Origin of the sequence: Psychrobacter sp. S4(2024) (assembly GCF_036861305.1) — a bacterium.
GTDB classification, from domain to species: Bacteria; Pseudomonadota; Gammaproteobacteria; order Pseudomonadales; family Moraxellaceae; genus Psychrobacter; species Psychrobacter cryohalolentis.
The window spans coordinates 347,740-362,170 of the sequence record NZ_JAZAQR010000002.1 but is presented as its reverse complement, the minus strand read 5'-3'; the positions used below and the strand labels follow the sequence as shown (position 1 = coordinate 362,170).

At 43.2% G+C, this 14,431-nt stretch carries 11 protein-coding genes; 5 read left to right on the top strand and 6 right to left on the bottom strand.

What is annotated here, in order from left to right:
* Positions 1–113: 113 nt before the first annotated feature.
* Both hemF and ribA read right to left on the bottom strand, forming a co-directional pair.
* Entirely contained in the window at positions 114–1,121 is a 1,008-nt protein-coding gene (gene hemF / locus VLA57_RS06420) for an oxygen-dependent coproporphyrinogen oxidase (RefSeq protein WP_333954634.1), read from the bottom strand.
* A gap of 18 nt (positions 1,122–1,139) precedes the next feature.
* A complete protein-coding gene (gene ribA, locus VLA57_RS06415; RefSeq protein WP_333954633.1) occupies positions 1,140–1,814 on the bottom strand; it encodes a GTP cyclohydrolase II in 675 nt (224 codons plus the stop codon).
* A gap of 563 nt (positions 1,815–2,377) precedes the next feature.
* Between ribA and dxs the strand changes: the two genes are divergently transcribed.
* The gene (gene dxs / locus VLA57_RS06410) at positions 2,378–4,420 is read left to right on the top strand and encodes a 1-deoxy-D-xylulose-5-phosphate synthase (protein ID WP_333954632.1); all 2,043 of its coding nucleotides are present in this window, start codon (positions 2,378–2,380) and stop codon (positions 4,418–4,420) included.
* A gap of 319 nt (positions 4,421–4,739) precedes the next feature.
* Positions 4,740–5,567 carry an inositol monophosphatase family protein gene (locus VLA57_RS06405; protein ID WP_011512618.1) on the top strand — a complete coding sequence of 276 codons (828 nt, stop codon included), beginning with the start codon at positions 4,740–4,742 and terminating at the stop codon, positions 5,565–5,567.
* A 48-nt stretch (positions 5,568–5,615) separates the two neighbouring features.
* Here VLA57_RS06405 and VLA57_RS06400 read toward each other — a convergent pair whose 3' ends face one another.
* Together VLA57_RS06400 and VLA57_RS06395 are read right to left on the bottom strand one after the other, a co-directional pair.
* The gene (locus VLA57_RS06400) at positions 5,616–7,055 is read right to left on the bottom strand and encodes a WS/DGAT/MGAT family O-acyltransferase (RefSeq protein WP_020442606.1); all 1,440 of its coding nucleotides are present in this window, start codon (positions 7,053–7,055) and stop codon (positions 5,616–5,618) included.
* 46 nt (positions 7,056–7,101) lie between these two features.
* Positions 7,102–7,926 (bottom strand): thiazole synthase, encoded by an 825-nt coding sequence (locus tag VLA57_RS06395; protein ID WP_333954631.1) that lies wholly within the window; start codon positions 7,924–7,926, stop codon positions 7,102–7,104.
* Between the two features lie 162 nt (positions 7,927–8,088).
* On the opposite strand from VLA57_RS06395, the gene gspE reads away from it, so the two are divergent.
* Positions 8,089–9,657, top strand: a complete 1,569-nt coding sequence (gene gspE, locus VLA57_RS06390) for a type II secretion system ATPase GspE (RefSeq protein ID WP_333954630.1) — start codon at positions 8,089–8,091, stop codon at positions 9,655–9,657.
* Positions 9,658–9,679: 22 nt separating this feature from the next.
* On the opposite strand, the gene VLA57_RS06385 is transcribed toward gspE, so the two are convergent.
* Together VLA57_RS06385 and VLA57_RS06380 are read right to left on the bottom strand one after the other, a co-directional pair.
* The gene (locus VLA57_RS06385) at positions 9,680–10,201 is read right to left on the bottom strand and encodes a RidA family protein (protein ID WP_333954629.1); all 522 of its coding nucleotides are present in this window, start codon (positions 10,199–10,201) and stop codon (positions 9,680–9,682) included.
* 146 nt (positions 10,202–10,347) lie between these two features.
* On the bottom strand, positions 10,348–11,058 hold the full coding sequence (locus VLA57_RS06380) for a DUF4442 domain-containing protein (RefSeq protein ID WP_201551677.1): 711 nt from the start codon (positions 11,056–11,058) through the stop codon (positions 10,348–10,350).
* Positions 11,059–11,345: 287 nt separating this feature from the next.
* Between VLA57_RS06380 and VLA57_RS06375 the strand changes: the two genes are divergently transcribed.
* Both VLA57_RS06375 and VLA57_RS06370 read left to right on the top strand, forming a co-directional pair.
* The gene (locus VLA57_RS06375; protein WP_333954628.1) at positions 11,346–12,803 is read left to right on the top strand and encodes an McrB family protein; all 1,458 of its coding nucleotides are present in this window, start codon (positions 11,346–11,348) and stop codon (positions 12,801–12,803) included.
* Positions 12,804–12,851: 48 nt separating this feature from the next.
* Entirely contained in the window at positions 12,852–14,312 is a 1,461-nt protein-coding gene (locus VLA57_RS06370) for an McrC family protein (RefSeq protein ID WP_333954627.1), read from the top strand.
* Positions 14,313–14,431 lie beyond the last annotated feature (119 nt).

Genomic DNA, 14,431 nt, shown 5'->3' with positions numbered 1-14,431 from the left:
ATAGCGCTTTATTTAAAATAAAAAAGGTCAGCATGATTAGCTGACCTTTTTAACAAAAAAATGGATTTATATCAAAACCAATAAATACTAGTAAGTTATTATGCCAATCCCGATTATAAAGTCAACCAATCACGCGGTTTTAGGTAGAAGTCAGTCAACTCAAACTCAGGCGTGCCCTCAGCTGGCTCAAAGCGATAATGCCAGCTAGCAAGCGGTGGCATACTGACTAAGATGGATTCGATACGCCCATTACTTTGCAGACCAAATAGAGTGCCGCGGTCATAGACAAGGTTGTATTCAACATAGCGACCTCGGCGATAGAGCTGAAATTCACGCTCTGCTTCAGTATAGGACACATTTTTACGCTGCTCAAAAATTGGCAGCATACCTTCAAGGTAGCCATTACCGACCGCTTGCATAAATTTAAAGCAGGTCTCAAAATCCCAGCCGCGACTTTCAGTATTGACGTCATCATAAAACAAGCCGCCGATACCGCGCTGCTCATCACGATGACGTAAATGGAAATACTCGTCGCACCATTGCTTGAAATCAGGATAAATGCTGTCGCCAAAAGGTGCACAGAGGTCATGACAGACTTGATGCCAATGCACGCAGTCAGCAAGCACAGGATAAAATGGCGTTAAATCAAAACCACCGCCAAACCACCAAATAGGGTCTTTGCCTTCTGCTTCGGCAATAAACAAGCGTACATTGGCATGACTAGTGGGAACGTTAGGGTTTTTGGGATGCACAACAAGAGATACGCCCATTGCCTGTGCTTTACGACCAGCAATGTCAGGATGACGCGCAGTTGCTGAAGCAGGCAAGTTCTGGACGTGTATATGACTAAACATAACGCCGGCTTTTTCTATCACTTCGCCGTCTGCCAATACGCACGAGCGACCACCACCACCTTCAGGGCGCTCCCAATCGTCAGGGACAAAGGTAGCGGATTTCTGTGCATCAGTGCAGCCCTCACTTTCTTGCGCTTCTAGGGCTTGGCAGATACGCGCTTGTAAATCGACTAGAAATTCACGCACGCGCATGATGTCATGGTGGCTTGGTGTTGTTGCATCGGTCGCCGACACATTGATATCGTTATCTATATTTGGGATGCTCATAAAATATCTGATTATTTGCTATTTATTAAGGTGTAGGGTGGTATTAAAATCTGTGTCTAATAGATGACCCATACGATCGCGCTTGGTCGCTAGATATTCAGCATTCATATCATTCACCCCAACGACTAATGGCACCCGCTCAATGACATCGATACCATGCTCGGTCAAGTAAGCGACTTTACTAGGATTATTGGTGATAAGGCGCACAGCATCAACGCCTACATGAGCAAGCATAGGTCCACACATATCATAGATACGCGCATCAGCAGGCAACCCCAACATAAGGTTGGCATCTAGAGTGTCGTGACCTTGATCTTGTAAGGCGTAAGCGCGGATTTTATTGGTCAGACCGATGCCGCGCCCTTCTTGGCGCAGATATAAAATCGCCCCGCAGCCCGTTTTTTGTATCGCATCCATAGCGGTATTTAGCTGTGGTCCGCAATCACATTTTAAGGAGCTAAAAGCGTCACCAGTTAAGCACTCAGAATGAATTCTTATTAAAGGAATAGGGCGTTCTGATAAAGCATCATCTTTTTGATTTAAGCTGCTGTCGGCAATATTCGTTTGATCAAACACAGGCAGACCTACCGTCAGCATCACATGCTCTTGACCCTCATCATTCTCAAAGATATGAATATCAAACTCGCCGTGACGAGTAGGCAATTTGGCGCTAGTAATAAATTGATATGACATTAATGCCCTGCATAAGCTGATCATCGTGGCGCTAACTGTCTGACATAGCTTTATTATAATAGCTAAGTTCTTGTAAGCTAGCGGGTTTGCAAGATAGTATGCTAATTATATTTATTGTAAAAACCACAAATTATAAAAACACACAAAGTTCACAGACGGCGCACGATGATTAAAGCGACAATTAAAAATAAATGCTATTATGCCATACTATTTTGACGGATACAGTGACAAGTCTTTGCCCTTACATTACTATGTCGTCACTAACGTCCGGTATGAATACAAAATAATAAGGCATAATAGCCATTATTATTACCTTTGAGACAGCTATTAGAGCAGTCTTTAGGGTTGTCATTGAACGTTATTATCTTTATATCAAATAGCGTATTTTGGGTTATTGCAGCGATAAAAGCTGTATCACTAATTGTATAGTCGATGCCATACCTTGTATTAGCAATGATACAAATGATGGCATGGCTATTATTAACGCCACTTAGACTATTGCTATTGCTAGACCTTGTCTAAGGTAGCATCTGGTCAGCAGATTGGTAGGTATCGTACGTTTTATGCAGCAGTCACCTCATTCCCCACAGTCTCAGTCATTATCTGCGTCAGCTGTTGATTCTGCTGTACCGCTATCAAAACTGCAACAAACGTATGCAGTGATTCCACGTGAGCGTCCGCAGACGCCATTGCTCGACAGTGTGGATAGTCCTGCTGATCTCAAGACTTTTAGCAGTGCTGAGCTGATTACTTTAGCCGATGAGCTAAGGCTGTTTGTATTGTATTCAGCGGGTCAAAGCGGTGGTCATTTCGGTGCCAATTTAGGCGTGATTGAATTGACTATTGCGCTACATTATTTGCTAGACACCCCACAAGATCAGATCGTTTGGGATGTGGGTCACCAAGCGTATGCGCACAAAGTACTGACAGGTCGCCGTGATCAGTTAGGTACTATCCGCTCTAAAACTGGCTTAACGGCTTTTCCCGAACGTGCCGAATCTGTCTATGATACCTTTGGGGTTGGGCATTCATCAACGTCCATCTCAGCCGGTTTAGGCATGAGCTTAGCGCTACGCTATCAAGGGCGCGCGCAGACGGTTGCCTGTATTATCGGCGATGGGGCGATGACAGGTGGCATGGCGTTTGAAGCGATGAATGACGCGGTGCAACAAGACGCTGATTTGATGGTGATTTTGAATGACAATGACATGTCTATATCCTGCTCGATCGGTGGCTTTTCACGGCATTTAGCAATGCTTTGGGAGTCAGGGTATCAAGTTGATATCTCTGATGCAGGCGAGCCAATATTATGTCAACGCCCTGATATGCAAGCCTTTGACCGACGTAAGCGTCATAAAGAGCAGCGCGATGTACCGCAATTAGAAGACAATCTATTTAAGGCGATAGGCTTTACCTATTTTGGTCCTTTTGATGGTCATAATATTCCTGAGCTGCTACGTGTATTGTCGCTTGCCAAGCAAGTCAAAGGTCCAGTTCTGGTCCATATTTATACTACCAAAGGTAAAGGCTTTGCGCCTGCTGAATTAGACCCAGTCGGCTATCATGCTATTAGTAGCTTACCTGCTGAAGATAACGCACCAAAAACTGAAAAAGCAGCGATTAAACCTTCCTTAAAGTACTCGCAAGTATTTGGACAGTTTTTATGTGACAAAGCGGCACAAGATAAGAAGCTGCTCGCCATTACCCCAGCGATGGAAGAAGGCTCAGGGATGATTGAGTTTGCTCGTCAATTTCCAGAGCGTTTCTTTGATGTAGCGATTGCTGAGCAACACGCTGTGACGTTGGCGGGTGGCATGGCAACACAAGGTGTAAAGCCGATTGTGGCGATTTACTCGACGTTTTTACAGCGTGGGTATGATCAGCTTATTCATGATGTTGCTTTGCAAAACCTTGATGTGATGTTTGCCATTGATCGCGCTGGTCTAGTTGGTGAAGATGGCGCTACGCATGCAGGGGTGTTTGATTTTGCCTTTTTACGCTGTGTGCCCAATATGCTGATTGCAGCGCCAAAAGATGAAAACGAATGCTATCATTTGCTCAATACTTGTTATGAATACCAAGGTTGTACCGCAGTGCGCTATCCGCGCGGTGTTGGCACTGGCGCAACTATTATACAACCAGCGCAAATTTATAATATTGGTGAAGCGGTTATAGAATCGGTACTTGGTACAGACGATGCACCCAAGAAACTGGCATTATTGGCATTTGGTACGATGGTCGAAACCGCTCAGAAAGCCGCAGAAATGATTGCGAAATCCCCTTTATTAGCATCAAGCTGTCAGCTGCATGTAGTTAATATGCGCTGGGTGAAGCCTTTAGATACTAACTTGCTTGAAAACCTAGTTGAGCAAGGTATTACTCATATAGCGACTTTAGAAGAGCATATGATCATGGGCGGCGCGGGTAGTGCGGTCAATGAATACTTATTGAATGAATCGGCTGCTTTTAAAATCCATCGCCCAGCTATCTGCAATATAGGTATCCCTGATCGGTTTGTAGCGCATGGCTCTCAAGCAGAACAGCTAGCAGATTGTGGTCTAGATGTGGAAGGTGTATTCAATCAGCTCCAAACCTTATTATCTTAACTAATGTGGCTTAAGGTTTAAAAGACGATTAATCATCTATCTGCTAAATTATCAAAATAATAAATGAGCGTAGTGCGCAAAAAATTGATAAAATAGCTATGTAAAAAATAAAGCATGTATTTTGTGCCAAAAAATCGCCTGCTTGCCGTAGGTGTAAATTATTTGACAACTTGAGCGGTGCGACTAATAGCGACCATATATTGTGGTTTGCTACGTGGCTTTATTTTTCATTGATTTTATAAGAAGTGCTTATGTGATAAGTGCTTCTTAATTAATATTTATCCAGCAATATCCATTCATCAAACAAGCAGGTTATTTTATGGAACCCATGGTCGTCATCGCAGCGCGTGCTGCTGAAAAAGTCGGTAAAGAAATTTTGTACGCGCATCAAAACCGTCACAAAATTGAGTTGGATATCGAGTCAAAAGGACTAGATGGTCTGGTTACTCGTATTGATCGCTTTAGTGAAGAGCTGACGATTGAGACGCTAAAAGCCAGCTATCCAAATCATTCGTATTTGGGTGAAGAGTTTGGTATGCAGGAAGGTCGCGGCGAAGATGCTGACTGGTGCTGGATTATCGATCCACTAGATGGCACTAAAAACTTCGTTCATGGCGTACCGCAGTTTTGTGTGTCTATCGCCGTACAGCATAAAGGTGTGACTCAGCATGGTGTTATCTATGATCCTGTCCGTGATGAGATGTTCTCTGCTAGCCGTGGTAAAGGCGCGCGTTTAAACCAACGCCGTATCAGTGTCAGTGAGCGTAAAACGATCGATGGTGGTTTATTTACTACTGGGCATCCTCTTGAGCGTAAGCGCAATGGCGAAGTTATCTCATATGCCAAAGAGCACTACGAAAGCCTACAAAAAATCACTGAAGCGGGCGGTCAAATCCGTCGTTTAGGCTCAGCTGCTCTTGATTTATGTTATGTGGCTGCTGGTCGCTTTGATGGCTACTTTGAGATGTCAATCAAGCCTTGGGATATCGCAGCAGGCGAGCTTATTGTCACCGAAGCACGTGGCGTGGTCGTTGATCATACCGGCGCACACAATTCGATGACATCAGGCTCTATCTTTGCTTGTAATATAAAACTGCTAAAACCTTTGATGCAAGTGGTTGTGCCAGCATGGGGCGATGCGCTTTAATCGTCCCCTTTTAGATAGTTAAGTATGACAAATAAAGAGCTGGTTCCGTTACGGAGCCAGCTTTTTTGTTTTACCATTATCTTTATAGCCACTTTTATCTTCAACTGTAATACCATTGAATTCAAGCTCTTTACTAACCTTTTCAAGCAGCTGCAACTCTTCTTCTATCAGCATCAGCATATCTTGCACATGAGGTAAGGCCTTGCTACAGGCAGTAATACCAAATTCAATCTTATCCAAATAACTTGCCAGCGTAATATTCATCGCTTGCCCGTTGAAGACAATCGAGGCAGGGTACAAAGATTGTAGGCGCGCGCCATTCCAATACAATGATTTTTCGGAGCCTGGCACATTTGAGATAATCAGGTTAAAGGCTTGTTTTTTAGGAAACAAACCAGTCGCCAGATTAATCCCTTCCCATGCATAAGACACCACACTGTAGTTAATAACTTGCGCTTGATTCATACGTCTAAAACGGCGTTTTCCATTGTTCATACTGCGATGAATTAGCTTGATTCTACTCAATGGATCATCCAGATGAGTACCCAGATTGGCAAGGACAAATGACAGCTGATTGCCCGCGACACTATCGTCAGTTCGTAAAGACATGGGCACGAACGCAATCAGAGGCTTGCTAGGTAGTGCATCCATCGAAATCAAATAACGCCGGATAGCACCAGCACAAACGGCTAGTACTACATCGTTTTTGCTAATATTAATACGCTCAGCAATATCATTGAAGCGCTTGATATCATAAGATTGTGCCGCTATGCGCCTCGATGCTGAGATGCGTCTGTTTAAAATACTTCTCGGGGCATCAAAGGTACTGACATAGCTGTCGTCATTATAATTTTTAAAATTATCCAGTAATTCTGTGAACACAGGCTTAATGGTAGATACTTGCTCTTTCAGGATGCGTAAAGCGGAGCGCTCTTTGGGCAAGATAGCATCGATCTGATTGCGATGGCGTGCCATTAATGACCAAATAGGCAAAGTAACCGGCTCATTGGGCGATTGTGATAGGGATTTTTTGACCAAACGCATGGCAGCGATGCCATCAACCAGCGAGTGATGGATTTTGAAATACAGCGCAAAGCGCTCTGGGCTACCTTCGCTCTCTGGCTGAATGCCTTCAATCACATGGCATTCCCACAGGGGCATAGCACGGTCCAATAGACGACCATGCTCTCTTGAAACATACATCAAAAGTTCGCGCACACGAGCGGGCTTGGGTAGGGCGACATGATGCAAGTGGTGCTCAACATCAAAATTTTTGTCTTTTTTCCAAAACACCATATGCTCAAGCACTTGGTTGAACGGAAACGTTGGCGGTACATCAGAGTCTTGCATCTGCTTTACAAGCTGATGAACAAAACTGATATCGGCATCTTCTGGTAATTCAAATAAAAATAGACCTCCAACATGCATGGGTTGTTTACGCGACTCAAGAAGTAAAAACAACTGGTCGACTGCTGTAAGAAGTCGCATAATAAATCCTTTTATAATGAAAAATATAATCACCTAACCTTTAATACTACTGAAAAAAGTATCCCGTCTGTGGTGAGCTGGCAGTTGCCATTTTGCGCATCGGCATACGACCCGCCAAGAAAGCCTGACGACCTGCCCATACCGCATACTTCATTGCTTGAGCCATCATCACAGGATTTTGCGCATTGGCAATGGCTGAATTCATCAGTACGCCATCACAGCCAAGTTCCATGGCAATCGCGGCATCAGAAGCCGTACCGACACCAGCATCAACCAATACGGGTACTTTCGCATTTTCAATAATCAAGCTTAATGTATGGCGATTGAGCAAACCAAGACCAGAGCCAATTAGACTACCAAGTGGCATAATTGCCACGCAGCCCATACTCTCTAATTCTTGAGCAACGATAGGGTCATCTGAGGTATAAACCATCACTTCAAAGCCATCATCAATCAATACTTTTGCCGCTTTGAGTGTTTCCATCACATTAGGGTATAAGGTTTTTTCGTCCCCTAATACTTCAAGCTTAACCAGATTATGCCCGCCTAATAGCTCGCGAGCAAGCTTACAAGTACGAATCGCCGTTTCTGCATCAAAACAGCCTGCTGTATTTGGCAAAATAGTGTATTTATCTGGTGAAATGACATCAAGCAAATTGGGCTCATTGCTATTTTGACCGATATTGGTACGACGAATAGCGACCGTCACTATCTCTGCTGCTGACGCGCCGATGGCGGCACCCGTTTCAGTCATATCTTTATACTTACCCGTACCGACCAATAATCGAGAAGAAAAAGTCCGACTGCCTACCGTAAAAGTATCTTGCAAAAGGGGTGTCGATTGAGTAGCAGTGCTAGTGTTATCTGACATAACTGAAAATCCTAATGGCGAGTAAAACAAAATGCTATTATAACAAAATCATGCAATCTTACTTGCAGTCTTTTTTGAGTTGAGCCAGTTAAGAATAATACATTTACTATGCTTTGATACAAGTTTTTTTCTGAGTTTTTCTTTATCTATTAGGTCGTTTTTATGATGCAACTGCCGTACAGTTTTGCAAAACGCCATCAGATTTTGGTTATTCTAGCCATTGATCCTGAGCTGCCACCGACATTGCTATTGACCAAGGTGACGCCGCTTTCAGCAATCAATGAAGCGGTGCGATTTTTACAGCAGCAAGGCATACGCGGTGTGCCAATATATGAAAGCGTCAGCTCGAACGATTTTGAGAAACGCATGAATGCCGCTTATGCAGGTAACACTGGCGAGTCACAGCATATCGCCGCTGGCCTTGAAGACCATCCTGATCTTGATAGCTTGGCAGATAGCGTGCCTGAAACTGAAGACTTGATGGACCAACAAGACGATGCACCTATTATCCGTCTGATTAATGCATTATTGTCCGAAGCGATACGTCTAAACGCCTCAGATATCCATATTGAAACCTTTGAAAAACGCTTGGTCGTTCGCTTCCGCGTCGATGGTGAGCTTAAAGAAATCATCACACCAAAACGTCAATTAGCGCCGTTATTAGTATCGCGTATTAAAGTGATGGCAAAACTGGATATCGCTGAAAAGCGCGTGCCGCAAGATGGGCGTATTAGCTTGCGCCTAGCGGGGCGCGAGGTTGATGTGCGGGTATCGACATTGCCGTCAAGTTTTGGTGAGCGTGTGGTCATGCGCTTACTAGATAAGCAAGCAGGTCGCCTGAATATGACCTATTTGGGGCTATCTGATAATGATTATAGTGAGCTTAAGCGCTTAATCCATCGCCCGCATGGCATTATATTAGTGACAGGACCAACAGGCTCGGGTAAAACCACCACGCTATATTCCGCATTGACTGATTTAAATGATCAAACCCGTAATATCTTGACGGCTGAAGATCCAATTGAATTTCAGCTCGATGGTATTGGGCAAACGCAGGTCAATAATAAAGTCGATATGACCTTTGCTAAGAGCTTGCGTGCAATGTTGCGTCAAGACCCAGACGTGGTCATGGTGGGTGAAATTCGCGATTTAGAGACAGCAGAAATCGCTGTGCAAGCATCTTTAACAGGGCATTTGGTCTTATCAACCCTACATACCAACACCGCTATTGGAGCGGTTACGCGCTTGCAAGATATGGGCGTTGAGCCGTTTTTATTATCCTCATCATTGATAGGCGTGGTCGCCCAGCGTCTGGTGCGTACGTTATGTACACATTGTCATGATTGGCAGCTGGCTGATCCTGAACAAGCCAAATTGTTTACTGAGATTGGTATTCAATCAATGTTTGACAATATTGCAACTAACAATGCTGCTGATAATCTGGCAGATAAAGCTATCAAGCTACCTAGAGCAGTCGGCTGCGATAAGTGTAACCAATCAGGCTTTAAAGGGCGAACAGCGATATATGAAGTGGTGCCCGTTGATGATGCGCTGCGACGCATGATTCATAGCAATACCGCCGAGTATGAGCTAGAAGAGTACGCCCGCCAAAAGACACCATCGATTCGTGCTGATGGTTTGCGTAAGGTAATCGCGGGACGTACGACGTTAGAAGAAGTGCTACGCGTGACCAAAGAAAGCGCCCTACTTGAGGACGCTTTGATTGTTTAGAGTAATATTTTTAGAGAAATTTTTATTTGACAGCGATACATTCAACTTCAACGCTGGCACCTGCCGCTAGCTCTGCGACACCAAAAGCTGAACGGACGGGATAAGGCTTTGCCAGTTCAGCTTTATAGATTTTATTGAAGTCATTAAAATCGTCCATATCGGTGAGCATCACCATACACTTAACGATATCTGACTTTTGGTAACCATATTTTAATAACGTGGTATTGATATTATCCATTGTCTGTTTGGCTTCGGCTTTAACACCGCCTTTGACCAGCTTGCCATCTTTAAAGCCAATCTGACCAGACATATACAAAGTATCGCCGACACGGACTGCTTCTGAGAAAGGATAATTGCCGCCGTCACCTAAAAACACAGGGCTAGACTTAGTGATAGTTGCTGCATGATGTGTATGAGTTGAAGTTTTTTCGGGTGCCGCAGTGGCACTAACGGTAAATCCTAATGCACAAATACTGATGAAAAAAGCCTTGGATAAATTAGTAAGCGCTGTTTTAGAAGTAGCTTTGGAAATCATTTTGGACATCATTGTCTCCTTATTATAAGTTTATAAATCACCGCTATACGAAGTGCGCTATAAAAATGCTTTAACATGGATAGCGCACTACTTTACGTATTCTTAATATATTAGTTATCTTAAACAGCCTCATCATTATCAGCTGATTGATTGTCTTACTTAGTTTCTACTTTTGCGTCTGTTTCTACTACTTTGGTATGAGACTCAGTATCAGCCTCTGCCGACTTTTCATTAGCTTTGCCTTGACGACGCGCTTCTAACTCGGACTTGGGTATCCAAGCCCATGTCATCTCGACTACGATTGGGTCGCGATCACTGTCCGACTCACGGTCATGAATGACACATGGAATAATCATTTCGCCTTTCGGAGTATTTAAAATATCTAAACGCTGCTCATCAGATAAGCTTGCGATGGCAGCCATTTGTCCTTTTTTAATCGGTCGATAGAAATTCACCGAATAAGACTTAATCAATAGTACACGATCAGCAGGTAAGTTTAAGCCTAAAATGAATCCCGTTGCCGTTTCAGCAAGCAAAGTAATGGCAACTGCATGGACGGAGCCGATATGGTTTTGCACCGCTTTGGTATTATTTAAACTGACCACCACTTGGTTTGGCTCGACCGTTTCATAGTAAATACCCGTTGTGCCCACATAAGGTACTACTTTACCAAATGCTTTCGATAAAATGCTCGAACGTGCACCAGCAGGTAAATATTTGGTGATAGATAACAGTTTGGTAAATTGATTGCTGATTGGTTTAAGTGTGCTATTGGTTTTTTCGACGGCAGGTTTTGTGTTCTCAGAGACTTTGGCTGGCAGTTTATTGGTCCGTTTGATCGGGAGTTTTTTTAATAATCCTGACATAAAATATTCCTCATTTAAGTGGGATTTACAATGCTAATGATACTAGGGTTAAAAGGCTCATGTCATAAATGAGTCACCGAATAGGCTTTATGCTAGCAGCTATTTTAGTTATGGTACATTAACTGCTCAGTCGCTACTATTATTACCATGTACTGCTGCGCTTACAAAATAACAGTGACGTAACGGCATCTTAGGCGTTAGTAATTTAAGCACTGATACCCTGTAGAGCGAGCAACTGTAATGATAAAATGCTAGCACTTTTTTATACTTTTTTGCTGGATAATGTTATGCCTGATATGTGTGATGATAAGCCAACCAATATTATTTATACGGGCGTCGCGGGTACTGGTAAAACCTACCGATTGCTCCAAATTGCTAAAGAATATACGGACTATCTGCCTAGAGCCAATAATGAGGATTTACTCAAGCAGTTATTGCAAGAATTGAACTGGCGTGATGTGGTGTGTTTAATATTTTTAGATTTTCAATCGCAAAAACAGGACTTAGTAAAAGTACCTGAAATCGTCAATCATGAGTTTTTTATCGCCAAAGCATTACAAAACGCACGTGAGAAAAATTTAAGTAATACAGCGTGGTCTGTATTGCAAATGCACAGTCCAACCAGCTCACAGACGGTTGCGTATAAAAATAGAGCCAGCCAAGCGTACTTTGATAAAGACCCTAGCGGTGCGTGGTATTTACTGCCTGACAGCCTGATGCTATTAAGCGAATTGTCAGAGCAATTGTCAGAATTTCAGCAGGCGCAGTATGATAATAGTGCTAGCCAAAATGAGAGCTTTAGCCAGCAGCGCTTTAGTATGGTCAGTTTCCATCAAGCATATGGCTATGAAGAGTTTGTCGAGGGCATTCGCCCAGTAATGGCAGCGTCTAATCAGTCGAATAACAGCTCATCTCAAATGAGCTACGCCATTACTGATGGCACCTTTTTAAAGCTCTGTCAGCGCGCGTCAGATAATCCTCAGCAGCGTTATGCGATGCTGATTGACGAGATTAATCGTGCCAACGTCTCACGGGTTTTTGGTGAATTGCTTAGCCTTATTGAACCTGATAAACGAGCGGGTACGCCCAATGCGATGACAGTAAGTTTGGCATACTCTGGGCGAGCGTTTAGCGTGCCTGCCAATGTTGATATCTATGCCACCATGAATACCCAAGATCATTCGTTAGCGCCACTAGATATGGCACTGCGTCGTCGTTTTCGCTTTATTAACTGTCCGCCGCAGCCTGAGCTATTACCGATTATCAACCTCAATAAAGGATTAGAAATAGTCGACGAAGCGGAGTCCATCAATGTAGCCAAAGTATTAACGGGTTTAAATCATCGTATTAGCCAAACGTTAGGGATTGAGGCGCAAATGGGTCATGCATTTTTATTCTCCGTGCATAGTCTTGAGCAGTTACAAATGGCACTTACTGAGCAAATTATTCCACAATTAGCCCAAGCAGCTGGTGGGCAAGTGGCTGTCCTACAATATATTTTTAGAGATGAACAGCAGCCAATATCGGCGCAATTTATTCATGATAGTCAAACGTTAATACATAACGGTATGTCCACTCAAATGGCTAGCGAGAATGGTATAGCTTCTCAAAACTCCATGTTTGCAGGACAGCAATCCTATTTTACTCAATCTATAAATGCCGGCAGTTATGCAATTAATACTGACCTTATTGCCAATACTGGCAAGTTCACCCAGCTTGCCGTCTATCAGCGCTTATATCCATGAGGATGTTAATCGGTGGTAAATAAGGATAAACAAACTCAAAGCTCTGAAATGAATATCATGACGGTATTTGAACATCAGCGTTTAATAGCGTCTAATTTCTTGTACGACTCTGATTTTCAGTGGCTGATAACCCAAGAGCTGTCAGTATTTAGTATTAAACGCAAGCAAGGACAGTGGCAACTCAAGGTTGGACATTATATTGGCGTTATTGTACTGCCTAGTGGCATGACTCTTGAGATACTGCCAAAATTTATCGCAAACACTGCTAGCAACTCTATTAAGCAGCCATATCAGTCAAATGAATCGCCAGTAGATACGGATATTTTACAAACCCGTCACTGGGTACAAAATATGCTGTCAGACCTAATGAATAGTAACGATAACAAATCGCCTCACAGCAAAAATTTTGGGCAATTCAGCAACCAGTTAACAATTCTACCAGTCACCACATTGCCTTTATCAGATTGGCTCAGTATGCAGCTTTTGCAGCGTTTAACGAATTATCAACCGACCAAACAGTATCAAACCCAAATCCATAACCAAGCAGTAATTCAAGGTCGCTTAATCATAAAAGAGCAATTACGTCATAACAGTATGCAGCCACATAAATTCGTTTGTGAGCGCAGTATGCTGAGCCAAGACATGCTAGGCAATCGAGTCATTAAGAGCGCATTAACGCTGCTGATGCCTTTGTTGTCTCAATCAAATCTGCTTTTGCATTTACAGCCGTGGCAACAAGTGTCTGTCCTACATCAGCATGAAATACGCCAGCTAGAGTCGATATACCTTCAAGCAAAGCGTGAGCTTGCTATTCAGCCGCTGCAAGTAAAGCAATTACAAGCCGCTCAGCAACTGGTAGATTTCGCTTATTGGCTGCTTAGTCAATCAAATATGGAAATCGGTCATAGTATTAATGCACCAAAACCATTTGGTAGTAGGTCTACACCGCCACGCTTATGCTTACTGATAGATATGAATCAAGCGTTTGAGCAATGGGCAAGCCAGCGTATTGCTTTGTCTTTTCAGCAATTAAGCGACGACTATAAACCATTATTCCAAGCGCAGCGTGTTTGGCTTAATGATGCAGAAGGGCAGGCGTGTTTGTCTATTCGCCCTGATTTATTGATTTATCGCCAGATGCGTTCGAATACTAAAAATAAAGAGAAGCATGATGATGCTTTACCAATAAAGAATTTAGGAGCAAATCCATCATCAGAAAAGCAAGCAGGTCAATATAGTCACGTGATCGATATTAAATGGAAGCCTTTAGCGCATGCCAGCGCCATTAGTGCCAGCGACGCTTACCAACTGAGCAGCTATGCGCAGGCGTATCAAGCAGAGCAAGTCTGGCTGGTATATCCAGTACAAGACAATCAAAGACGAGCGGTTGTACTAAAGCAAGATACTCAGGACATATACAATAGTGAAAATGCACCCTATGCTCAGTTATGGCTGATACCTTTTAATGTGCTTACAGGTATGATAAACACTGACTTGCTTCCGATATAAGATTTAGTATAATATGCGCTTAGCTCATGAGGCACTATGTTGAGTAGCGCTTGTTGTCGACGCTCAGTTTATAAGAAATAAGCCTTTTTTAAATAATTTAGCAGTTATTTCAAATTAAT